Below are 22,319 nucleotides of genomic sequence, written 5' to 3'. Positions count from 1 at the left end.
CGGGTAAGGGACCCCTAAAGGGTGCCTGTGAAAGGGCGGAGGTTACAGCCCCGGGATCCGGCCGTTGCGGAACAGGTCGACGAAGATCTGGTGGTCGGCACGCGCGCGTGCGCCGTAGCGGTGCGCGAAGTCCACCAGCAGGGGACCGAAGCCCTCCTCGTCGGCGGCGAGGGCCGCGTCGATGGCCCGCTCGGTGGAGAACGGCACCAGCGACTCGCCGGAGGTGTCGTCCGCCGCCGCGTGCATCGTGGCCGTGGCCCGGCCCAGGTCGGCGACGACGGCCGCGATCTCCTCCGGGTCGTCGATGTCGTTCCAGTCCAGGTCGACGGCGTACGGCGAGACCTCGGCGACCAGCTGGCCCGCGCCGTCCAGCTCGGTCCACCCCAGCCACGGGTCGGCGTGCGCCTGGAGGGCGCGCTGGGAGATCACCGTGCGGTGCCCCTCGTGCTGGAAGTACCCGGCGATCGCCGGGTCCGTGATGTGCCGGGAGACGGCCGGGGTCTGGGCCTGCTTGATGTAGATCACGACATCGTTCTCCAGGGCGTCGCTGGAGCCCTCCAGGAGGATGTTGTACGAGGGCAGGCCGGCCGACCCGATGCCGATGCCCCGGCGGCCCACGACGTCCTTCACCCGGTAGGAGTCGGGGCGGGCCAGCGAGGCGTCCGGGAGCGTCTCCAGGTAGCCGTCGAAGGCGGCCAGCACCTTGTAGCGGGTCGCCGCGTCCAGCTCGATGGAGCCGCCGCCCGGGGCGAAGCGGCGCTCGAAGTCGCGGATCTCGGTCATCGAGTCCAGCAGCTCGAAGCGGGTCAGCGAGCGGGCGGCGCGCAGGGCGCCCAGCAGCGGGCCGTCGGCCGTGTCCAGGGTGAACGGCGGGACCTCGTCGCTCTTGGCGCCCGTGGCGAGGGCGTGGATCCGCTCGCGGTAGGCGGCCGCGTAGATCGTCACCAGCTCGGTGATCTGCTCGTCACTGAGCGCCTTCGCGTAGCCGATCAGCGCGACGGAGGCCGAGAAGCGCTTGAGGTCCCAGGTGAAGGGGCCGACGTAGGCCTCGTCGAAGTCGTTGACGTTGAAGACCAGGCGCCCGTTGGAGTCCATGTAGGTGCCGAAGTTCTCGGCGTGCAGGTCGCCGTGGATCCACACGCGCGAGGTGCGGTCGTCCAGGTAGGGCCCGCCGCGCTTCTCGGCGTCGACGTCGTGGTAGAAGAGCGCGGCCGTCCCCCGGTAGAACGCGAAGGCCGAGGCGGCCATCTTCCGGAACTTCACCCGGAACGCGGCCGGGTCGGCGGCGAGGAGCCGGCCGAAGGCGGTGTCGAAGACGGCGAGGATCTCCTCGCCGCGCTGCTCGTCGTTGAGCTGGGGGACCGACATCGCGGGGTGCCTCCTGGTACAGGACGGGTGGTGCATGAACGTAGGTGTACGGGTACGACAGCGCTTCCGCCGTCTCCAACGGGCGACGCCACGCGGGAGTGCCCGGTTCCCGCATGAAGGTACGGGGACGAGGCCCGCGTGTGTCAGTGCCGGGGCATAGACTTCGACGCTGTCCCCCAGACTGTCCGCAGTCGGTCCGCAGCCGGTCGGAAGATCGTCGCCGCCCGTTTTCCTTGGAGGCCGAAACCGTGTCGAAGCCGCCCTTCACGCACCTGCACGTCCACACCCAGTACTCGCTGCTGGACGGTGCCGCGCGGCTCAAGGACATGTTCGAGGCCTGCAACGAGATGGGCATGACGCACATCGCCATGTCCGACCACGGCAACCTCCACGGGGCGTACGACTTCTTCCACAGCGCGAAGAAGGCCGGAGTCACCCCGATCATCGGGATCGAGGCGTACGTCGCCCCCGAGTCCCGGCGCAACAAGCGCAAGATCCTCTGGGGCCAGCCCCACCAGAAGCGGGACGACATCTCCGGTTCCGGCGGTTACACCCACAAGACGATGTGGGCGGTGAACCGTACCGGACTGCACAACCTCTTCCGGCTCTCCTCCGACGCCTACGCCGAGGGCTGGCTGCAGAAGTGGCCCCGGATGGACAAGGAGACCATCTCCCAGTGGTCCGAGGGCATCGTCGCCTCCACCGGCTGTCCCTCCGGCGAGGTGCAGACCCGGCTCCGCCTCGGCCACTTCGACGAGGCCCTCAAGGCGGCCGCCGACTACCAGGACATCTTCGGCAAGGACCGGTACTTCCTGGAGCTGATGGACCACGGCATCGAGATCGAGCGCCGGGTCCGCGACGGCTTGCTGGAGATCGGCAGGAAGCTCGGCATCCCGCCGCTGGTCACCAACGACTCGCACTACACGTACGCGCACGAGGCGGGCGCCCACGACGCCCTGCTGTGCATCCAGACCGGCAAGAACCTCTCCGACCCGGACCGCTTCAAGTTCGACGGCACCGGCTACTACCTGAAGTCCACGGACGAGATGTACGCCATCGACTCCTCGGACGCCTGGCAGGAGGGCTGCGCCAACACGCTCCTGGTGGCCGAGATGGTCGACACCACCGGCATGTTCGAGGCCAAGAACCTCATGCCGAAGTTCGACATCCCCGACGGCTACACCGAGGTGACCTGGTTCAAGGAGGAGGTCCGCCGCGGCATGGAGCGCCGCTTCCCGGGCGGCATCCCCGAGGACCGGCAGAAGCAGGCCGACTACGAGATGGACGTCATCATCCAGATGGGGTTCCCGGGTTACTTCCTCGTGGTCGCCGACTTCATCATGTGGGCCAAGAACAACGGCATCGCGGTCGGCCCCGGCCGAGGCTCCGCGGCCGGCTCGATCGTCGCCTACGCCATGGGCATCACCGACCTGGACCCGATCCCGCACGGCCTGATCTTCGAGCGCTTCCTCAACCCCGAGCGCGTCTCCATGCCCGATGTCGACATCGACTTCGACGAGCGCCGGCGCGTCGAGGTGATCCGCTACGTGACCGAGAAGTACGGCGCCGACAAGGTCGCCATGATCGGCACCTACGGCAAGATCAAGGCCAAGAACGCGATCAAGGACTCCGCGCGCGTCCTGGGCTACCCGTACGCCATGGGCGACCGGCTCACCAAGGCGATGCCCGCCGACGTCCTCGGCAAGGGCATCGACCTCAACGGCATCACCGACCCCTCGCACCCGCGCTACGGCGAGGCGGGCGAGATCCGCGGGATGTACGAGAACGAGCCGGACGTGAAGAAGGTCATCGACACCGCCAAGGGCGTGGAGGGCCTGGTCCGCCAGATGGGCGTGCACGCCGCCGGCGTGATCATGTCCAGCGAGACCATCACCGAGCACGTCCCGGTCTGGGTCAGGCACACCGACGGCGTGACCATCACCCAGTGGGACTATCCGAGCTGCGAGTCGCTCGGCCTGCTGAAGATGGACTTCCTGGGCCTGCGCAACCTCACGATCATGGACGACGCGGTCAAGATGGTGAAGGCCAACAAGGGCCTCGACATCGACCTGCTGTCCCTGCCGCTCGACGACCCCAAGACCTTCGAGCTCCTCCAGCGCGGCGACACCCTCGGCGTCTTCCAGTTCGACGGCGGCCCCATGCGCTCGCTGCTGCGGCTGATGAAGCCCGACAACTTCGAGGACATCTCCGCCGTCTCCGCGCTCTACCGTCCGGGCCCGATGGGCATGGACTCGCACACCAACTACGCGCTGCGCAAGAACAAGCTCCAGGAGATCACCCCGATCCACAAGGAGCTGGCGGAGCCCCTGGAAGAGGTCCTCGCCGTCACCTACGGCCTGATCGTCTACCAGGAGCAGGTGCAGAAGGCCGCCCAGATCATCGCGGGCTACTCGCTCGGCGAGGCCGACATCCTGCGCCGCGTGATGGGCAAGAAGAAGCCCGAGGAACTGGCGAAGAACTTCGTGCTCTTCCAGGCGGGCGCGCGCAAGAAGGGATACAGCGACGAGGCCATCCAGGCCCTGTGGGACGTGCTGGTCCCGTTCGCCGGCTACGCGTTCAACAAGGCGCACTCCGCCGCGTACGGCCTGGTCTCCTACTGGACCGCCTACCTCAAGGCGAACTACCCCGCCGAGTACATGGCCGCCCTGCTGACCTCCGTCAAGGACGACAAGGACAAGTCCGCGGTCTACCTCAACGAGTGCCGCCGCATGGGCATCAAGGTGCTCCCGCCGAACGTGAACGAGTCCGAGTCCAACTTCGCCGCCCAGGGCGACGACGTGATCCTCTTCGGCCTCTCCGCCGTGCGCAACGTCGGCACCAACGTCGTCGAGTCGATCATCAAGTGCCGCAAGGCCAAGGGGAAGTACGCCTCCTTCCCCGACTACCTCGACAAGGTCGACGCCGTCGTCTGCAACAAGCGCACCACGGAATCACTGATCAAGGCCGGCGCCTTCGACGAGATGGGCCACACCCGCAAGGGACTCACCGCCCAGTACGAGCCGATGATCGACAACGTCGTCGCGGTCAAGCGCAAGGAGGCCGAGGGGCAGTTCGACCTCTTCGGCGGCATGGGCGAGGACACCGGCAGCGAGCCCGGCTTCGGACTCGACGTGGAGTTCACCACGGACGAGTGGGACAAGACCTATCTGCTCGCCCAGGAGCGGGAGATGCTCGGTCTCTACGTCTCCGACCACCCGCTCTTCGGCCTGGAGCACGTCCTCGCCGACAAGGCCGACGCGGGCATCTCCCAGCTCACCGGCGGCGAGCACGCCGACGGCGCGGTCGTCACCATCGGCGGCATCATCTCCGGTCTCCAGCGCAAGATGACCAAGCAGGGCAACGCCTGGGCGATCGCGACCGTCGAGGACCTCGCCGGCTCCATCGAGTGCATGTTCTTCCCGGCGACCTACCAGCTCATCTCCACCCAACTCGTCGAGGACGCGGTGGTGTTCGTCAAGGGCCGCCTCGACAAGCGGGAGGACGTGCCGCGGCTCGTCGCCATGGAGCTCATGGTCCCCGACCTCTCCAACGCCGGCACCAACGCGCCCGTGATCCTCACCATCCCGGCCACCCGGGTCACCCCGCCCATGGTCAGCCGCCTCGGCGAGATCCTCAGCCACCACAAGGGCGACAGCGAGGTCCGCATCAAGCTCCAGGGCCCCCGCAAGACCACCGTGCTCCGCCTCGACCGGCACCGCGTCAAGCCCGACCCGGCACTGTTCGGCGACCTGAAGGTGCTGCTCGGCCCGTCCTGCCTGGCCGGCTGAGCCGATGCGGCGAGAAGGGGCGCACCCGGCAGGGATGCGCCCCTTCTGCGTGCCCGGGCGGCAACTGCCCGGTGCGCGGAGCTCCTTGGCGGAGCCCTCTTTAGTTGTGGCCGAAGCTCTTCTGCTTCTTACGAGCAACATCCGACGGGCTGCCCGGCACGTGCGCCATCGAGGACTCGTGGTCCTCCGCCGGTCGCTGCGCGCGCTCCTGGCCGTGCTCGCTCTGCGGAGCGCGGTTCTGGGGGCCGGACTGCTTGCGGTTCTTGTTCTTGGCCATGGTGATCTGCCTCCTGAAGGGGATCTAGGGGCCAGGGCCGGCTTCAGATTCACATATGCCGACAACGCGCGCATGTCGGATAATTACCGTGTGTGACAGGGGTGGTGGGCGCGCGGGAGCCGCAAACGCCACGCCGAAGATCGAGTTCGGGCCGTTAACCCCCGCGGGGTCGGGCAGACTCGAAGGAAGTCCGAAGCAAAACCTCCCGGGAAGAGGGTGAGTCGCGTGGACCGCTGCATCGTCCTGGTGGACGCCGGATATCTGCTGGGTGCCGCCGCCAGCCTCCTCGCCGGCGAGCCCTCCCGGTCCCGCATCACCGTCGACCACGCGGCGCTGATCCAGGGGCTGCGCGAGCGCGCGGAGGCCGAGACCGAGCGCCCGCTGCTGCGCATCTACTGGTTCGACGGCGCCCCCGACCGGGTCCCCCAGCCGGAGCATCGCCGGCTGCGTGTCATGCCCCGCGTCACCGTCCGCCTCGGCGCCCTCACCCGCAGCGACGGACGCTGGGCGCAGAAGGGCGTGGACGCCGCCATGCACGCCGAGCTGACCGAACTGGCCCGCAACCGCGCCTGCTCGGACGTCGTCCTCGTCACCGGCGACGGCGACCTGCTGCCCGGCATGATGGCCGCCAAGGAACACGGCGTCGCCGTCCACCTGTGGGCCGTGCAGGCCGCCGACGGTGACTACAACCAGTCCGAGGACCTGGTCGCCGAGGCCGACGAGCGGCGCGTGCTGGACCGGGCCTGGATCACCCAGGCGGTCCGCGCCAAGGAGCTGACCGGCGTCTGCGCCCCGCAGCCGGCGCCCCGGCCCGAGATCGCCGCGATCCTCTCCGCCCCCCTGCCCGAGTCCGCCCCGGCACCCGCGGGCGACCACCCCGCCGAGGAGGGCGGCCACGCCCCGGCCGCCGGGCGGGAGAACGGCGTCCAGGAGCGGGTCCCCGCCGCCAAGGGCGTCCCCACCCCCAAGGACCTCGCCGCGCTGCGCGCCCCCGGGGCGCCGCAGGCCGCCGCGCAGCACCCGACCACCGCGACCCTGCGCTGGTCCTCCGACAAAGGCTGGGTGGACCGGCCGGGCACCGTCGCCGAACCGCCCGAGATCGCCTCGATGCCCACACTGGCCCAGCTGACCACCGCCGAGCAGCGGTGGGCCGACCGGGAGGAGGACATCACCACCGTCGGCGGCGACCCCTACGAGGTGGGACAGGTCTTCGCCCGCCGGTGGACGGCCCGGCTCGGCGACCAGACCCATGTGCAGCGGCTGTCCACGATGTACCCGCGCATCCCGCACCGCATCGACGGCGAGCTGCTGCGGTACGCGGCCCGCTTCGGGCTGCTCGCCCACAAGGACGACCAGATCGACGAGCACGACCGTTACGCCATCCGGGCGGGCTTCTGGCGTGAGGTCGACGTGCCGGCGGCCGCGGAACAGCACGCGCCCGCCGCCGACTGAGATCCGCGTGGCCGCCCCCAAAGGCGAGTAAAGGGCGCGGACCCCGTAGTCTCGTCCCTTGTGAGTACGCGCGCGGCACCGGCACTTCGGCATGACGAGGTCCTACGCGTGCGCGGGCTCGGCAAGACCTATCCGCCCGTGAAGGGCCGGCGCGGGGTGCCTGCCACGCCCGAGGTGCGGGCCACCGACGCCGTGGACCTGGACGTACGGTCCGGGGAGATCTTCGGGCTGCTCGGCCCGAACGGCGCCGGCAAGTCCACCCTCGTCAGGCAGCTCACCGGCCTGCTGCGGCCGGACACCGGCAGTGTCGAGATCCTCGGGCACGACATCGTCCGGCACCCCGAGCGGGCCGCACGGCTCCTCGCCTACCTGGGGCAGGAGTCCTCCGCCCTGGACGAGCTGACCGTCGCCCTCGCCGCCGAGACCACCGGGCGCCTGCGCGGCCTGGACGTACGGCGGGCGCGGGCCGAGCGGGACGCCGTACTGGAGGAACTGGGGCTCACCCCGCTCGCCGGGCGGGCGCTGAAGAAGCTGTCCGGCGGCCAGCGGCGCCTCGCCTGCTTCGCCGCCGCCCTCGTCGGCGAGCGGCCACTGCTGGTCCTCGACGAGCCGACCACCGGCATGGACCCGGTGGCCCGGCGTGCGGTGTGGGCGGCCGTGGACCGGCGGCGGGCCGAGCACGGCACGACCGTGCTGCTGGTCACGCACAACGTCATCGAGGCCGAGACGGTCCTCGACCGGGTGGCGGTCCTGGACCAGGGGCGGGTCATCGCCTGCGACACCCCGGCCGGCCTGAAGGAACAGGTCGCCGGAGAGGTGCGGGTGGAGCTGGTCTGGCGGGAGCGGGCACCCCTGGAGGTGCCGGAGGTCGCCGTGCTGCGCGAGCGGGCGGCGGAGTCCGGGCGCCGCTGGACGCTCCGGCTCGCCCCCGAGGAGGCCAGGGCCGCCGTCGCCACCGTCACCGGCGGAGCCGCGTTCGCCGCCCTGGACGACTTCACGCTCGCCACACCCAGCCTGGAGGACGTGTACCTGGCCCTGGGCGGGGCGGCGCGGCAGGGGCTGGTGAAGGCGTGAAGGCGGACGTGAGCGCGGTGGACTTCGCACCCGTATGGTCCCTGTGGGACGGCGGCCGGGCCGCCGTAGGGAAGAGGAGCAGGGCGTCGTGAGTGTCGTACCCGCGGAGATTCTGCCGGGCGGGGCCCGGACGGTGCCGGAACCGGCCCGGCGCGCGGCCGAGCTCGGGCCGCCCGCGCGGCTGTGGCCGTCCCTGGTGGCCGTGTACCGGGCCCAGCTGTCCCGCGCCCGGGTGGCGCGCATCCCGCTGCTGTTCGTGGCGACCTTCCAGTCCGTCGGCATCGCCGTGATGATGCGCGGTGTCGTCGACAGCGGCGGCGAGGCGCAGTCCGTGGTGGCGGGCTCCTCGGTGCTCGTCGTCGCGTACGTCGCGCTGAACCTGCTGTCGCAGTACTTCGGGCAGCTGCGGGCCAGCGGCGGCCTCGACCACTACGCCACGCTGCCCGTGCCGCCCGCGGCGGTGGTGCTGGGCGCGGCTGCCGCCTACGCCTCCTTCACCGTGCCGGGGACCCTGGTGACGGCCGTCTTCGGGTGCGCGCTGTTCGGGCTGCCGCTGTCCAACCTGTGGATCCTGCTGGCCGTGATCCCGCTCGCCGGAGCCGCCCTCTCCGGGCTCGGCGCCGCCTGCGGGTTGCTGGCGCCGCGCCCCGAGCTGGCCACGCTGCTCGGGCAGCTCGGCATGTCGGCGGCGCTGCTGCTGGGCGTGCTGCCGGCCGACCGGATGCCGGAGCCGATCCGGCTGGCCCGGGACCTGCTGCCGTCGACCTACGGTGTGGAGGCGTACGCCCGGACCTTCGGGGCACACCCCGACTGGGCGGTCGTCCTCGTCGACCTGGCGGTGTGCGCGGGTGTCGGGGTGGTCTCGCTGGCCGTCGCCACCTGGGCCTACCGCCGGGCCGCCGTCCGGTGACGCGGCCCACAGCACGACCTGGCACGATGTCAGGGTGACCGCACCGCTGACTCCGCCACCGCCGCCGCACGACGACTCCCCGCATCAGGTCCGGCAGGCCCCGCCGCCCGCCGGGGCGCCGGTCGCGGGCCCGTACGAACAGGACGGCCCCGGTATGAAGACAGAAGTGCGCGAGGCCGTCCTGATCACGCTCGCCGTGGCGCTGAGCGGGGTGCTGCTGGGCCTGCTGTGGTGGTGGCTGGCGCCGCACGTGCCGTTGGTCGGGGACCAGGTCGACAAGAGCTGGGTGGTCTACCTCAAGGACACCGAGGGCGAGCAGGCGATCGGTGTGGACGGCACGTTCACGCTGCTGAGCCTGGCCTTCGGCGCGGTCAGCGCGGCCGTGGTGTTCCTGCTGCGGCGGCGCGGGGGCGTGCCGCTGGTGGTCGCGCTCGGGCTCGGCGGTCTGCTCGGGGCCGTGCTGGCGTGGCGTCTGGGCGTGTGGCTGGGCCCCACGTCCGACGTGATCGCCCACGCGAGGGCGGTCGGCAAGGGGGTCACCTTCTCCGCCCCGCTCAAGCTGGGCGCGAAGGGCGCGCTGCTCGCCTGGCCGCTGGCCGGGCTGCTGGTCCATCTGGGACTCACCGCCCTGTTCGGCCCCCGAGACCCCGAGGTCCCCTACACCGGCGTCCAGACGCCACCCCACGCCGGCTGACCGGCCGGCACAGCGCTCGGTCCGGCGCCGCGCTCTTGCCGGCGCCGGGCTCTGGTTGGTGCCGTGCTCGGGCCGGCGCTGCGCCCCGTGTCCGCTCAGCCCTGGCCGACGCGGCCGCCCGCCCTGCCCCGGTCGGCCCCCGCGCCTCGATCGGTCCCCGGTCCCCGGCCGGGCACCGTGCCCAGATCGGCGTCCCGGCCCCGCGCTGCTCGGCCCTGGCCGACGCGGCCGGCCTGCCCTGGCCGGCCCCGCGCCCCGGTCGGTCCCCGTTCCCCGGCCGGGCACCGTGCCCAGGTCGGCGTCCCGGCCCCGCGCTGCTCGGCCCCGGCCGACGCGGCCGGCCTGCCCTGGCCGGCCCCGCGCCCCGGCCGGTCCCCGAGTCTCGGCGGGTCGCCGCTGCCCATGTCGGCCGCCGCACTCCGGGGGCCCTCAGCCTTGGCCGAGGCCGACGCTCAGCCCTGCCCCCGGTCGGCCCCCGTGCCTGGGTCGGCCCCCGCGTCCGGGGTCGGCCCCCGCGCCTGAGTCGGGCGCCGTGCCCCGGTCGGTCGCCCCGGCCCCGGGGCGGCTCAGCCCCGGCCTACGCCTGCCCTTGCCCGGCCCCTAACCTCGGCCGGGCGCCGTGCCCAGGTCGGCCGCCGCGGCCCCGGGGCGGCTCAGCCCCGGCCGACGCCCTGCCCCTGGCCGGCGCCTCAGCCTCGGCCGGGCGCCGTGCCCAGGTCGGACGTTCCGGCCCCCGGCCGCTCAGCCACGGCCCACAGGGGCCAGTACGGCGGCGGTCAGTTTTGCCAGGTCTGCGGGTGTCAGTTCGACCTCAAGGCCCCTGCGTCCCGCCGAGACGCAGATCGTCGGGTGGGCCGTGGCCGAGTCGTCCAGGACCGTGGGGAGCCGCTTGCGCTGGCCCAGCGGGGAGATGCCGCCGCGCACGTAGCCGGTGGTGCGTTCGGCGAGCGTGGGGTCGGCCATGGTGGCCCGCTTGCCGCCCACCGCGGCGGCCAGCGCCTTCAGGTCCAGCGAGCCCGAGACCGGCACCACCGCGACGGTCAGGGTGCCGTCCACGTCGGCCACCAGGGTCTTGAAGACGCGGTCGGGGGAGACGCCCATCGCCTCGGCCGCCTCCTCCCCGTAGGACGGGTGGGAGGGGTCGTGGTCGTAGGAGTGGACCGTGTACGCCACGCCCGCCGCCGTCAGGGCCACCGTGGCGGGCGTGCCGCCGGACTGCTGCTTCTTGGACTTCTTCGCCATCGGGTGCGTCGGCCTCGGTTCGCTCGGAGCACGCGCCCGGTGCGGGCGCGCGCGTGCGCTCAGTTCTGGCTGGTCGGCGTCCGCGTCAGCTCGAACGCGGGCAGCGACGGCAGACTACGGATGATGGACGTCTCGGAGCGAAGGAGTTTCAGCTCGTCGCGCAGCCGGGAGGCGGTGTCCGGCGCCTGCAGCAGCCGCTGCTTCGTCGGGGTGTCCAGCACCATCGCCGCCGCCACCAGGTAGGACACCACCGAGGGGTCGTCCGGAAGCTCCGCGCCGGTGCTGAGCGAGCGCTCGCGGGCGCCCGCGAGGCGCTTCTGGTACTGGCGGAACGCGCGCAGCACGCCCTCCGCCAGGGCGCCCGCCTCCTCGCCCGGGTCCTCCGTGAGCTCCTCCAGCTCGGCGGTCAGGAACGGGCCCGAGGCGTCCACGGACAGCAGCCGCACCCGCGTGGTGCCGGTGGCCAGGACCTCGAAGGTGCCGTCGGCGCGCTCCCGGACGGTCGCCGCGTCCGCGATGCAGCCCACCCCGTGGAAGGACTTCAGCGGGTCGGGGCCGAAGCCGGCGGCCGGGCCGCGCTCGGGCCGCGCGGTCTGGTCCGGCATGCCGGGGGCGGCCGGTGCCACCTCGTGGCCGTCGCGGATCGCCACGACGGCGAACCGGCGCGGTTCGTCCTCGGGGGTCTTCAGCAGTTCGCGCATCATGGCGCGATACCGCTCCTCGAAGATGTTCAGGGGCAGCACGAGCCCGGGGAACAGCGCCGAGTTCAGCGGGAAGAGGGGCAGGCGGGCGATGGTCACGGCGCCCCAGCCTAATGGTCGTGGACGGCGGCCCGGCGACGGTGCTCGGTTCGCGGTCGCGGAGGCGCCGCGACGAGCTCGCCGAGCACGGGTCCGGGCGCCTCCGCGAGGAGCGCGTCGCGCAGCCGCAGGAAGTGGCCCAGAGGGTCGTCCGAGAACCGGTCCCACGGGAAGGAGGTGGCGTACGGGCCGATCAGGGGGAGCTGGGCGCGGGCCTCGTCCCAGCGTTCCAGCCGGACCAGGACGTAGAGCAGCTTGTTGCGGAAATCGGCGGGCCGGGGGACGGCCGCCGGGAAGCGCCCGGAGAGCGCGACGGCCCGGTCGGCCGCCGCCTCCAGCCGCTCGCGCGGCACCTCGGGTCCGCAGCCGTCGACGAGGTAGCCGAAGGCGGCGCGGGCCGGCAGCGCCTGCACCAGGGAGCCGGCGGGGGCGTCCTGCGCGGCCAGGTCGGCGAAGTCGAAGCAGGCCGAGTGGGAGCCGTGCCAGCAGGCGCCCAGGTAGCGCAGGGCGGCCACGTGGCACCCGTAGTGGTGCGGGGCCCGCCGGACCGCCGCCTCCCACAGCTCCTCGAAGTACCGGTGCCCGGCCCGGGAGCCGCGCGCGTGGTCCAGCGCGATCCGCCACGGCACCGGGTCGCGGTCGTCGGCCCGGGCGGCGGCCGTGATCAGCGGGCTGACCTCGCGCAGCAGCTCGGCGCGGGCCGGCGAGGGCCAGGCCCGGTCCACCGCGAGCTGGGCGCCGACGAGGGCCACGTCGGGGTCGTGCGGGCTGTCCGCGCGCCACTCCTCGAACCACTCGGGGCGCGAGCGGGCGAAGGAGGCGAGCCGTCTGGCGAACCGGTCGCGGTCCTCCCAGGCGGCCGTCGCGCGGGTGGCGGCGAGCAGGGCGGAGGCGGCGCCGTACTCGCCCCGCCCGGCCGCGACCAGGGCGGGGGAGAGGTGCTCGTCGGGCGCGTCCAGGACGGCCTCGAAGCCGGCCGGCGAAGCGGCGGGGCGGGAGGCGCGTCGTGTCGTCCGGGTGGGGCGGAGGAACGCCGGCAGCAGAACCATGGTGTCGACCATTGAAAGTCCGCTGGTCGGGGCGGCGCCAGAGGGCCGGGGCAAGTAATGGAAAGTTGTACGCACGGTGGTCAAGGGCGAGTAAAAGGTGACTGTTCAACCAATCTCCGGCAACGGCCGCCCCCGGACGCCGGCCCCCGACGTCAGCCGCCGGCCCCCGATGGCAGCCACCGGCCCCGGTGTCAGCCGCGGCGCAGCAGCCGGGTCGCCCCGGCGGCCACCGTCGTGGCCAGCACCCAGCCCACCATCACCATCGCCGCCGCCAGCCACTGCCAGCCCCCGTGCAGCTCCCACTGGCCGGCCTGGCCCAGGTCCACCACCGGCAGCAGGAGGTCGAGGGTGAACAGCGCGGGGCTCCAGGACGGATGCCCGCCGGGGTTCACCGGCGGATGGTCGGCGTGCGCGAAGAGCAGCGTGCCCGCCGCCCACAGCACCGCCATCCACACCGCGGCGCGACCGGGCCGGTACCCGTACGCCACCGCCAGGTCCTGGACGTACCCCCAGGTCTTGGCGGCCGGTGGCAGCGTCTCGCGGCGCCGGCGCTGCTTGGCGAGCAGCACCTCCCGGGCGTCCTCGTCCTCCCCGGCCGCCCGCAGCACCGCGGCCAGCCGCTCGTACGGCTCCGGGTTGTACTCGGCGGTCGCGGCCGTCACCCAGTCCAGGCGCCGGACCAGCGGGAACGGCCCGCGCGGTACCAGGTTCTCGTAGGCGAAGCCGCCCATGTGCAGCCGGCCGGGGCCCGGCCAGCTGCCCGCGCGGTCCACCAGGTTCACCACCCGCGCGCCGGACAGCAGCACCTGGCCCCGCTGCGGGGCGTCCCCGAGGAAGCGCAGCTCCGGCGTCTGCACCCGGCGCAGCGACAGCACCTGGTCGTCGGTCAGGTCGAACCGGGCCCGGTCCAGGTCGATGGCGTCCCCGAACCGCCCGTCGTCCAGCCGCACCCCGCCCTGGCACTCGAACCGCTGGATCCGCGTCCCGCGCGCGGGGGTGGTGCCACTCAGCAGCGGGCTGCCCACACCGGCCGGGGTCAGGTACAGGGTGCGCTCCACCGTGAGCTGGGGGGCGTTCAGGGCGAGGCGCGCGTAGGGGTTGGCCAGTCTCGCTCCCCGCAGGCTCAGCGAGACGCCCACCTTGGCGCTGCGCAGGCTCAGCTCGCCGTGCGACTCCAGCAGCTCCGCCTGGAGGTCCTGGCCCACGGTCATGCCGTCCGCCGCGATCGAGCGGCCGCTGCGGTCCTGGTGCACGATCGCCTGGTTGAGCAGCAGGTCCGTGCCGATGTGGGCGTCGGTGAGCCGGATCCCGAGCGGGACCCGGCAGCGCGGCAGGTGCAGATCGCCCTCGGTGTGCACCCGGGCCGCCTCCAGGCGCGGCACCGCGCAGTCGACCAGGCGCAGGGTGGTGAACCGGGCCTCGGGCAGCAGCACCTGGTCGTCGAAGCGGCAGCCGCGCAGCTCCACGTACGGCGTGACCGTGCCGCCCGCCAGGTCCAGCGTGCCGGTCACGCGCACCCCGGCGAGCTTCAGCGAGGACACCCGGCCCGCGAGCGCGGGCGGCCCGTCCAGCAGCAGCCAGCACACCATCCGCGCCCTGACGCTCCGCTCGGGCCCCCAGGGATGCCCGCCGTGCGGATCGTCGACGACGGCGTCCCCGCTGCTCAGGTCGTACACGCTGCCGTTGCGGAAGGCCTGCCACATGCCCGCCTCGGCCGCGGTCAGGTCGTCCGGCAGGTCCCCGGCGTGGAGGCCGGCCCCCTCGGTCACCGCTCGGTCCTTCTTCCTGTCCACTCGTGAGTCACCTGCGTCGTACAGCAGGTCATGCCCGTTGTGTGACGCCCGGAACACCCGGGGTGAAGGCGATCTTCCGAATTCCGGCCACGTTCTGTATCAGCCATTGATACGCGCGGACGGCTCCCGATGCCGGTCTGAGAGAATTGACCCTGTGATCTCCCGAATCGATCTGCGCGGCGACGCCCTTCCCGAGGGACCCGCCCTGCGCGACCTGCTGCCCCGAGCCGACTTCGACGTTCAGGCCGCCCTGGAGAAGGTGCGTCCGATCTGCGAGGCCGTGCATCATCGTGGCGACGCGGCGCTGATCGACTTCGCCGAGAAGTTCGACGGAGTGCGGCTGGAATCGGTGCGGGTGCCCGCCCGGGCGCTCACCGACGCGCTCGCGGCCCTCGACCCGGCCGTGCGCGCTGCCCTGGAGGAGTCGATCCGGCGGGCCCGCATGGTCCACCGCGCGCAGCGCCGCACCACGCACACCACCCAGGTCGTGCCCGGCGGCTCCGTGACCGAGAAGTGGGTGCCGGTCGAGCGGGTCGGGCTCTACGCGCCCGGGGGCCGGTCCGTCTACCCCTCGTCCGTGATCATGAACGTGGTGCCGGCCCAGGAGGCCGGGGTCCCCTCCATCGCGCTCGCCTCCCCGGCCCAGGCCGAGTTCGGCGGGCTGCCGCACCCGACGATCCTCGCCGCCTGCGCCCTGCTCGGCGTGGACGAGGTCTACGCGGCCGGCGGCGCCACCGCCGTCGCCATGTTCGCCCACGGCACCGAGTCCTGCCCGCCCGCCAACATGGTCACCGGGCCGGGCAACATCTGGGTGGCCGCCGCCAAGCGCTACTTCACCGGCAAGATCGGCATCGACGCCGAGGCCGGACCCACCGAGATCGCGGTCCTCGCGGACGACACCGCCGACCCGGCGCACGTGGCCGCGGACCTGATCAGCCAGGCCGAGCACGACCCGCTCGCGGCGGCCGTCCTGGTCACCGACTCGGTCGAGCTGGCCGACGCGGTGGAGAAGGAGCTGGAGCCGCAGGTCGCGGCCACCAAGCACATCGAGGACCGCATCCGTCCCGCCCTCGCGGGCAGGCAGTCCGCGATCGTCCTGGTCGACGGCGTCGAGGAGGGCCTGCGGGTGGTCGACGCCTACGGCGCCGAGCACCTGGAGATCCAGACCGCCGACGCCGCCGCGGTCGCCGACCGGGTGCGGAACGCGGGCGCGATCTTCATCGGCCCCTGGGCGCCGGTCTCGCTCGGCGACTACGCGGCCGGCTCCAACCACGTCCTGCCCACCGGCGGCTGCGCCTGCCACTCCTCCGGCCTGTCCGTCCAGTCCTTCCTGCGCGGCATCCACATCGTCGACTACACGAAGGACGCGCTGGCCGACGTCGCGCACCACGTGGTGACGCTCGCGGAGGCGGAGGACCTGCCCGCGCACGGCGCGGCGATCAAGGCTCGTTTCGGCTGGAAGGTTCCGGAAGGCAAGTGACAGGCATCGACGATCTTCCCGTCCGGGACGAGCTGCGCGGCAAGTCCCCCTACGGCGCGCCCCAGCTCGACGTACCCGTACGGCTGAACACCAACGAGAACCCCTACCCGCTGCCCGAGCCGCTGGTCGAGCGGATCACCGAGCGGGTCCGTGAGGCCGCCCGCGACCTGAACCGCTACCCCGACCGGGACGCGGTCCAGCTCCGCACCGAGCTGGCCAGGTACCTGACCCGCACCGGCAAGCACCCGCTCGGCGTCGAGAACGTGTGGGCGGCGAACGGCTCCAACGAGGTCATCCAGCAGCTGCTGCAGACCTTCGGCGGCCCCGGCCGCACGGCGATCGGCTTCGAGCCGTCGTACTCCATGCACGCGCTCATCGCGCGCGGCACCGGCACCGGCTGGATCTCCGGCCCGCGCGCCGAGGACTTCACGATCGACCTCGCCGCCGCCGAGCGGGCCATCGCCGAGCACCGCCCCGACGTCGTGTTCATCACCACCCCCAACAACCCCACCGGCAACGCGGTCCCGCCGGAGACGGTCCTCGCGCTCTACGAGGCGGCCCAGGCGGCCAAGCCGTCGATGGTGGTCGTGGACGAGGCGTACGTCGAGTTCAGCCACGGCGACTCGCTGCTGCCGCTGCTGGCCGGCCGGCCGCACCTGGTCGTCTCCCGCACCATGTCGAAGGCGTTCGGCGCCGCCGGACTCCGCCTCGGCTACCTCGCCGCCGACCCGGCGGTCGTGGACGCCGTCCAGCTCGTACGGCTGCCGTACCACCTGTCGGCGATCACCCAGGCGACCGCGCTGGCCGCCCTGGAGCACACCGACACGCTGCTGGGATACGTCGAGCAGCTCAAGTCCGAGCGGGACCGGCTGGTCGCCGAGCTGCGCGCGACCGGCTACGACGTCGTCGAGTCCGACGCCAACTTCGTGCAGTTCGGCCGGTTCGACGACACGCACGGGGCCTGGCAGAAGATCCTCGACCGGGGTGTCCTGGTCCGGGACAACGGCGTACCGGGGTGGCTGCGGGTGTCCGCCGGCACCCCGGCGGAGAACGACGCGTTCCTCGACGCGGTACGGGACTTGAAGAAGGAGCTTGAGGCATGACTCGCGATGTCCGCGTCGGACGAATCGAGCGCACCACCAAGGAGACCTCGGTCCTGGTCGAGATAGACCTCGACGGCACCGGGCGGACCGACATCAAGACCGGGGTCGGCTTCTACGACCACATGCTCGACCAGCTCGGCCGGCACGGTCTGTTCGACCTGACCGTGAAGACCGACGGCGACCTGCACATCGACTCCCACCACACCATCGAGGACACCGCCCTCGCGCTCGGCGCCGCCTTCAAGCAGGCGCTCGGCGACAAGGTGGGCATCTACCGCTTCGGCAACTGCACGGTCCCGCTGGACGAGTCCCTCGCCCAGGTCACCGTCGACCTGTCCGGCCGCCCCTACCTCGTGCACACCGAGCCCGAGAACATGGCGCCGATGATCGGCGAGTACGACACCACCATGACCCGGCACATCCTGGAGTCCTTCGTCGCCCAGGCCCAGGTCGCGCTGCACGTCCACGTGCCGTACGGCCGCAACGCGCACCACATCGTGGAGTGCCAGTTCAAGGCGCTCGCCCGGGCGCTCCGCTACGCCAGCGAGCGCGACCCGCGCGCGGCCGGCATCCTCCCGTCCACGAAGGGCGCGCTGTAAATCCATGAACGGTCTCTCGACCCTCCTGATCGTCGTCGGCCTCTTCCTCGTCGGCGGCATTATCTCCTTCGTCAAGCAGAAGATGCCCACGAGTCTCGTCGTGCTGCTCTCGATCGGCGCCGCCATGTGCCTCGTGGCGGGCGTCATGCGGCTGGAGGTGTGGAATTGAGCGCTGCGAAGAAGGTGGTCGTCTTCGACTACGGCTTCGGCAACGTCCGGTCCGCCGAGCGCGCCCTCGCGCGCGTAGGCGCCGACGTGGAGATCACCCGTGACTTCGACCGGGCGATGAACGCCGACGGCCTGCTGGTGCCCGGCGTCGGCGCCTTCGCGGCCTGCATGCAGGGGCTGCGCGCCGCCCGCGGCGACTGGGTCGTCGACCGGCGGCTGTCCGGCGGCCGCCCGGTGATGGGCATCTGCGTCGGCATGCAGATCCTGTTCGCCCGCGGCATCGAACACGGCGTCGAGGCCGAGGGCCTGGACGAGTGGCCCGGCACCGTCGCGCCGCTCAAGGCCGACGTCGTCCCGCACATGGGCTGGAACACCGTGACGGCCCCGGCCGGCTCCCTGCTGTTCGCGGGCCTCGACCCGGAGGCCCGCTTCTACTTCGTGCATTCCTACGCGGTCCACGACTGGTCCCTGGAGACCCACAACCCGCTGATCGAGAGCCCCAAGGTCACCTGGTCGACGCACGGCGAGCCGTTCGTAGCGGCCGTGGAGAACGGCGCCCTGTGGGCCACCCAGTTCCACCCCGAGAAGTCCGGCGACGCCGGAGCCCAGCTCCTCACCAACTGGATCGGAACCCTGTAGACCATGGCCAAGCTCGAACTCCTCCCCGCCGTCGACGTCCGTGACGGCCAGGCCGTCCGCCTCGTGCACGGCGAGTCCGGGACCGAGACGTCCTACGGCTCCCCGCTGGAGGCCGCCCTCGCCTGGCAGCGCTCCGGCGCCGAGTGGCTGCACCTGGTCGACCTCGACGCCGCCTTCGGCACGGGCGACAACCGGGAGCTGATCGCCGAGGTCGCCAGGGCGATGGACATCAAGGTGGAGCTGTCCGGCGGCATCCGCGACGACGACACCCTCGCCGCCGCCCTCGCCACCGGCTGCACCCGGGTGAACCTCGGCACCGCCGCCCTGGAGACCCCCGAGTGGGTCGCCAAGGTCATCGCCGAGCACGGCGACAAGATCGCCGTCGGCCTGGACGTGCGCGGCACCACCCTGCGCGGCCGTGGCTGGACCCGCGACGGCGGCGACCTCTACGAGACGCTGGCGCGCCTCGACAAGGAGGGCTGCGCCCGCTACGTCGTCACCGACATCGCCAAGGACGGCACCCTCCAGGGCCCGAACCTGGAACTGCTGCGCAACGTCTGCGCGGCCACGGACCGGCCGGTCGTGGCCTCCGGCGGCGTGTCGTCGCTGGACGACCTCCGCGCGATCGCCGAACTGGTACCCCTCGGTGTCGAGGGCTCCATCGTCGGGAAGGCCCTGTACGCGAAGGCGTTCACCCTGGAAGAGGCCTTGGAGGCTGTGTCGTCATGACGTCCGGAGCCGTACGGCGCGTGCAGAGCGGAAGTCCCTGGGAAGAGAGCTTCGGATTCGCGCGCGCCGTCGCGGCGGGTGACCGGGTGCTGGTGGCCGGCACGACGTCCTTCAAGGGCACCGTGCTGTACGGGGAGGGCGACCCCTACGAGCAGGCCAAGGTGGCCTTCACCAGCGCCCTGGAGGCGATCGCGGAGTTCGGGCTCGGCCCCGGGTCGGTGCTCCGCACCAGGATGTACCTCACCCACACGCGGGACGTCGACGAGGCGGGCCGGGCCCACAAGGAGATCTTCGACTCCGTGCGCCCGGTCTCCACCCTGCTGGTCGTGGAGGGCTTCGTCGACCCGCGCATCCTGGTCGAAGTGGAACTAGAAGCATTCAGAGGAGCCGTGACCTGATGACCCTGGCGGTCCGAGTCATCCCCTGCCTGGACGTGGACAACGGCCGGGTCGTCAAGGGCGTCAACTTCCAGAACCTGCGCGACGCGGGCGACCCCGTCGAGATGGCCAAGGTGTACGACGCCGAGGGCGCCGACGAGCTGACGTTCCTGGACATCACCGCGTCCTCGGGCAACCGGGAGACGACCTACGACGTGGTGCGGCGCACCGCCGAGCAGGTGTTCATCCCGCTGACCGTCGGCGGCGGCGTCCGCACGGCCGAGGACGTGGACCGGCTGCTGCGGGCCGGTGCCGACAAGGTCGGCGTGAACACCGCGGCCATCGCGCGCCCCGACCTGATCCGCGAGATCGCCGAGCGGTTCGGCCGGCAGGTGCTGGTGCTTTCGGTGGACGCCCGCCGCGGCGAGTCCGGCTCCTTCGAGGTGACCACCCACGGCGGCCGCAGGGGCACCGGCATCGACGCCGTCGAGTGGGCCCACCGCGCCGCCGAGCTGGGCGCCGGGGAGATCCTGCTGAACTCCATGGACGCCGACGGCACCAAGGACGGCTACGACCTGGAGATGATCGCGGCCGTCCGCAAGCACGTCACCGTCCCGGTGATCGCCTCCGGCGGCGCGGGCCGGCTGGCCGACTTCCCGCCGGCCGTCGAGGCGGGCGCGGACGCGGTCCTGGCCGCCTCCGTCTTCCACTTCGGCGACCTGCGGATCGGCGAGGTGAAGCAGACGCTGCGGGAGGCGGGTCACCCGGTGCGCTGACGCCCCGCTGGGACCAGGGCCCCGGCCGCCCCGTGAGGGCGCCGGGGCCTTCTCGTGCCCAGCCCCGGAGAGACGCAGGAGATGCGAAAGGAAAGTTGCGCAATATCTGTTGTGCAATTTTTCTTTCGCAATTAGGGTCGTGGGCATGGCAAGCGGAGAACAGCGGCGGATCACGGATCTGGGCACCCTCAAGGCACTGGCCCACCCCCTGCGCATGAAGCTCTACCGGCTGCTGTTCGCCGCCGAGGCCGCCACCGCGTCCCAGCTCGCCGAACAGGTCGACGAAGCGGTCTCGCTCGTCAGCTACCACCTGCGCAAGCTCGCCGAGCACGGCCTCGTCGAGAAGGCCGAGCCGCGCAGCGCCGACGCCCGGGAACGCTGGTGGCAGCCGGCCACCCAGGGCGTCTCCATCCGCGACCGGGACTTCCGGGACGCGCCCGAGAAGGCCGCCGCCCACGTGGCCGCCTCCCGGCTCTTCCAGGAACAGCGCTCCGAGATGTACCGCACCTACCTCGACCAGCGCGCGACCTGGGGCCGCGACTGGAACGAGGCGTCCTCCGACTCCGAGTCGCTGCTGCGCCTCACCCCCGCCGAACTCGCCGAGATGAAGCGCGAACTGCTCGACGTGATCAAGCGGTACGACGCCCTCGCCCGTGACCGCGAGGCCGCCGGCGACGGCCTGCGGCGCGAGCACGTCGCGCTGCACGTGTACGGCTTCCCGTTCCGCGTCTGAGAAGGGCACCCACGTGACCGGCACGCTCATACCCCCGGCCCCCGCCACCGACGACCGCCCCGCCCACCGCGACCCCAACGTGCTGCGCTGGCTCGGCGCCTACACCTCCTCCATGCTGGGCGACAGCATCTACTACATCGCCCTGTCCTGGGCCGCCGTCCAGTCCGGCACCCCCGCCGAGGCCGGCCTCGTGATGTCGGTCAGCGCGCTGCCCAGAGCCCTGCTCATGCTCGGCGGGGGAGTGCTGGCCGACCGGCTCGGCCCGCGCCGCGTCGTCATCGGCAGCGACGCCGTGCGCTGCGCCGCCGTCCTCGCGGTGGCCGCCCTGCTGTTCGTCACCAGCCCCGGCCTGTGGCCGCTCGCCCTGCTGGCCTTCCTCTTCGGCACCGTCGACGCCGTGTTCATGCCCGCCGTGGGCGCCCTCCCCGCCAGGATCACCGGCAAGCCGCAGCTCGCCCGGGTGCAGGGCATGCGGGGCCTCGCGATCCGGTTCGCGAGCGTCGTCGGGGCACCGCTCGGCGGCCTCGGCGTGGCGGTCGGCGGCGCGGCCGCCGCCTTCGCCCTCGCCGGACTGCTCATCGCCGTCTCGGTGCCCCTGCTGTACTCCGTCCGGGTGAGGGACCTGCCGGCGGACGACCGGCGCGCCGGCCAGGAGACGAGCGCCTGGCAGGACCTCAGGGGCGGACTGGCCTACGTCCGCCGCCACCGCGTCCTGGCCCCGCTGATGATCACCATCGCCCTCGGCGACCTCGGCTTCGTCGGCCCGCTCAACGTCGGCCTCACCCTGCTCGCCCACCAGCGCGGCTGGGGCGCCTCCGGCATGGGCTCGGTGCTCGCCGGGTTCGGCGTCGGCGCGGGCGCCGCCTCGCTGCTGCTCACCGTCCGGGGACGGCTGCCGCGCGCCGGACTGGTCGCCGCCTGCGCCGTCCTCGCGGGCTCCGTCGCCATCGGCGCCCTGGCCTACGCGCCCGGCCTCGCGGCGGCCGTCGGCACCGCCCTGCTGATCGGACTGCTCGCCGGACTCAGCGGTGCCCTGTGCGGGGCCCTGCTGCAGACCCAGGCCGATCCCGCACGCCTCGGCCGGGTCACCGCCGTCTCCAGCCTGGTCAGCCTCGGCCTCGCCCCGCTGAGCATGCCCTTCGCGGCCGCCGCCATCGGCGCCTGGGGGCTCGGCCCGGTGTTCGTGGCCAGCGCCGTCGTCAGCGGTCTCGGCGGGGTCGTCGCCCTGTGCGTCCCCGCCCTGCGCCGCGCCGAACTGCCGCGCTGAG

The 22,319-nt window shown here is 72.6% G+C and carries 21 protein-coding genes; 15 read left to right on the top strand and 6 right to left on the bottom strand.

The genetic code is table 11. From position 1 onward, the window contains the following. Positions 1-42 precede the first annotated feature (42 nt). Positions 43-1,368, bottom strand: coding sequence for a DUF2252 domain-containing protein (locus B446_RS10780; protein WP_020939462.1), 1,326 nt, complete (start codon positions 1,366-1,368; stop codon positions 43-45). Between the two features lie 248 nt (positions 1,369-1,616). Here B446_RS10780 and dnaE point away from each other — a divergent pair, with 248 nt between their 5' ends. Then, on the top strand, positions 1,617-5,156 hold the full coding sequence (dnaE, locus tag B446_RS10775) for a DNA polymerase III subunit alpha (protein ID WP_020939461.1): 3,540 nt from the start codon (positions 1,617-1,619) through the stop codon (positions 5,154-5,156). Between the two features lie 100 nt (positions 5,157-5,256). Here the strand turns inward: dnaE and B446_RS39610 are convergent, their stop codons facing one another. Continuing rightward, entirely contained in the window at positions 5,257-5,433 is a 177-nt protein-coding gene (locus tag B446_RS39610; protein ID WP_020939460.1) for a hypothetical protein, read from the bottom strand. Between the two features lie 225 nt (positions 5,434-5,658). Here B446_RS39610 and B446_RS10770 point away from each other — a divergent pair, with 225 nt between their 5' ends. The 4 genes from B446_RS10770 (at position 5,659) to B446_RS10755 (ending at position 9,563) form a co-directional block, all read left to right on the top strand. After that, positions 5,659-6,885 (top strand): NYN domain-containing protein, encoded by a 1,227-nt coding sequence (locus tag B446_RS10770; RefSeq protein WP_020939459.1) that lies wholly within the window; start codon positions 5,659-5,661, stop codon positions 6,883-6,885. Between the two features lie 60 nt (positions 6,886-6,945). Continuing rightward, a complete protein-coding gene (locus B446_RS10765) occupies positions 6,946-7,959 on the top strand; it encodes an ABC transporter ATP-binding protein (RefSeq protein ID WP_078614677.1) in 1,014 nt (337 codons plus the stop codon). A gap of 88 nt (positions 7,960-8,047) precedes the next feature. Beyond that, positions 8,048-8,869: an ABC transporter permease gene (locus tag B446_RS10760; RefSeq protein ID WP_020939457.1), complete on the top strand. Its 822-nt coding sequence runs from the start codon at positions 8,048-8,050 to the stop codon at positions 8,867-8,869. Between the two features lie 34 nt (positions 8,870-8,903). After that, entirely contained in the window at positions 8,904-9,563 is a 660-nt protein-coding gene (locus B446_RS10755; RefSeq protein ID WP_020939456.1) for a hypothetical protein, read from the top strand. Positions 9,564-10,304: 741 nt separating this feature from the next. On the opposite strand, the gene ybaK is transcribed toward B446_RS10755, so the two are convergent. From ybaK to B446_RS10735, 4 genes are all read right to left on the bottom strand, one after another. Beyond that, positions 10,305-10,805, bottom strand: coding sequence for a Cys-tRNA(Pro) deacylase (gene ybaK / locus B446_RS10750; protein WP_020939455.1), 501 nt, complete (start codon positions 10,803-10,805; stop codon positions 10,305-10,307). A gap of 59 nt (positions 10,806-10,864) precedes the next feature. Next, on the bottom strand, positions 10,865-11,605 hold the full coding sequence (locus tag B446_RS10745) for an LON peptidase substrate-binding domain-containing protein (RefSeq protein ID WP_020939454.1): 741 nt from the start codon (positions 11,603-11,605) through the stop codon (positions 10,865-10,867). 11 nt (positions 11,606-11,616) lie between these two features. Next, positions 11,617-12,666, bottom strand: a complete 1,050-nt coding sequence (locus B446_RS10740; RefSeq protein WP_020939453.1) for a hypothetical protein — start codon at positions 12,664-12,666, stop codon at positions 11,617-11,619. Between the two features lie 179 nt (positions 12,667-12,845). Further along, entirely contained in the window at positions 12,846-14,423 is a 1,578-nt protein-coding gene (locus tag B446_RS10735) for a hypothetical protein (RefSeq protein ID WP_020939452.1), read from the bottom strand. 178 nt (positions 14,424-14,601) lie between these two features. Here B446_RS10735 and hisD point away from each other — a divergent pair, with 178 nt between their 5' ends. The 10 genes from hisD (at position 14,602) to B446_RS10685 (ending at position 22,318) form a co-directional block, all read left to right on the top strand. Then, positions 14,602-15,927, top strand: a complete 1,326-nt coding sequence (gene hisD / locus B446_RS10730; protein ID WP_020939451.1) for a histidinol dehydrogenase — start codon at positions 14,602-14,604, stop codon at positions 15,925-15,927. Next, entirely contained in the window at positions 15,924-17,030 is a 1,107-nt protein-coding gene (locus tag B446_RS10725; RefSeq protein WP_020939450.1) for a histidinol-phosphate transaminase, read from the top strand. The genes hisD and B446_RS10725 overlap by 4 nt, the downstream gene beginning before the upstream one ends. Continuing rightward, positions 17,027-17,629: an imidazoleglycerol-phosphate dehydratase HisB gene (gene hisB / locus B446_RS10720; protein WP_020939449.1), complete on the top strand. Its 603-nt coding sequence runs from the start codon at positions 17,027-17,029 to the stop codon at positions 17,627-17,629. Before B446_RS10725 ends, hisB begins: the two co-directional genes overlap by 4 nt. 4 nt (positions 17,630-17,633) lie before the next feature. Then, positions 17,634-17,798, top strand: coding sequence for a hypothetical protein (locus tag B446_RS39605; protein ID WP_020939448.1), 165 nt, complete (start codon positions 17,634-17,636; stop codon positions 17,796-17,798). Continuing rightward, a complete protein-coding gene (hisH, locus tag B446_RS10710) occupies positions 17,795-18,436 on the top strand; it encodes an imidazole glycerol phosphate synthase subunit HisH (protein ID WP_043475274.1) in 642 nt (213 codons plus the stop codon). Before B446_RS39605 ends, hisH begins: the two co-directional genes overlap by 4 nt. 3 nt (positions 18,437-18,439) lie before the next feature. Next, positions 18,440-19,165, top strand: a complete 726-nt coding sequence (gene priA / locus B446_RS10705; protein WP_020939446.1) for a bifunctional 1-(5-phosphoribosyl)-5-((5-phosphoribosylamino)methylideneamino)imidazole-4-carboxamide isomerase/phosphoribosylanthranilate isomerase PriA — start codon at positions 18,440-18,442, stop codon at positions 19,163-19,165. Next, positions 19,162-19,563, top strand: coding sequence for a RidA family protein (locus tag B446_RS10700; protein WP_020939445.1), 402 nt, complete (start codon positions 19,162-19,164; stop codon positions 19,561-19,563). Before priA ends, B446_RS10700 begins: the two co-directional genes overlap by 4 nt. Next, complete coding sequence (hisF, locus tag B446_RS10695) at positions 19,563-20,318, top strand: imidazole glycerol phosphate synthase subunit HisF (RefSeq protein WP_020939444.1); 756 nt, start codon at positions 19,563-19,565, stop codon at positions 20,316-20,318. The genes B446_RS10700 and hisF overlap by 1 nt, the downstream gene beginning before the upstream one ends. Positions 20,319-20,463: 145 nt before the next feature. Then, a complete protein-coding gene (locus B446_RS10690; protein ID WP_020939443.1) occupies positions 20,464-21,051 on the top strand; it encodes an ArsR/SmtB family transcription factor in 588 nt (195 codons plus the stop codon). A gap of 13 nt (positions 21,052-21,064) precedes the next feature. Then, positions 21,065-22,318, top strand: coding sequence for an MFS transporter (locus B446_RS10685; protein ID WP_020939442.1), 1,254 nt, complete (start codon positions 21,065-21,067; stop codon positions 22,316-22,318). Position 22,319 lies beyond the last annotated feature (1 nt).

The organism is Streptomyces collinus Tu 365 (assembly GCF_000444875.1).
Classification (GTDB): Bacteria; Actinomycetota; Actinomycetes; order Streptomycetales; family Streptomycetaceae; genus Streptomyces; species Streptomyces collinus_A.
Note: the sequence above shows the minus strand (reverse complement) of the source record. Positions and strands in the feature narration are given on the sequence as shown.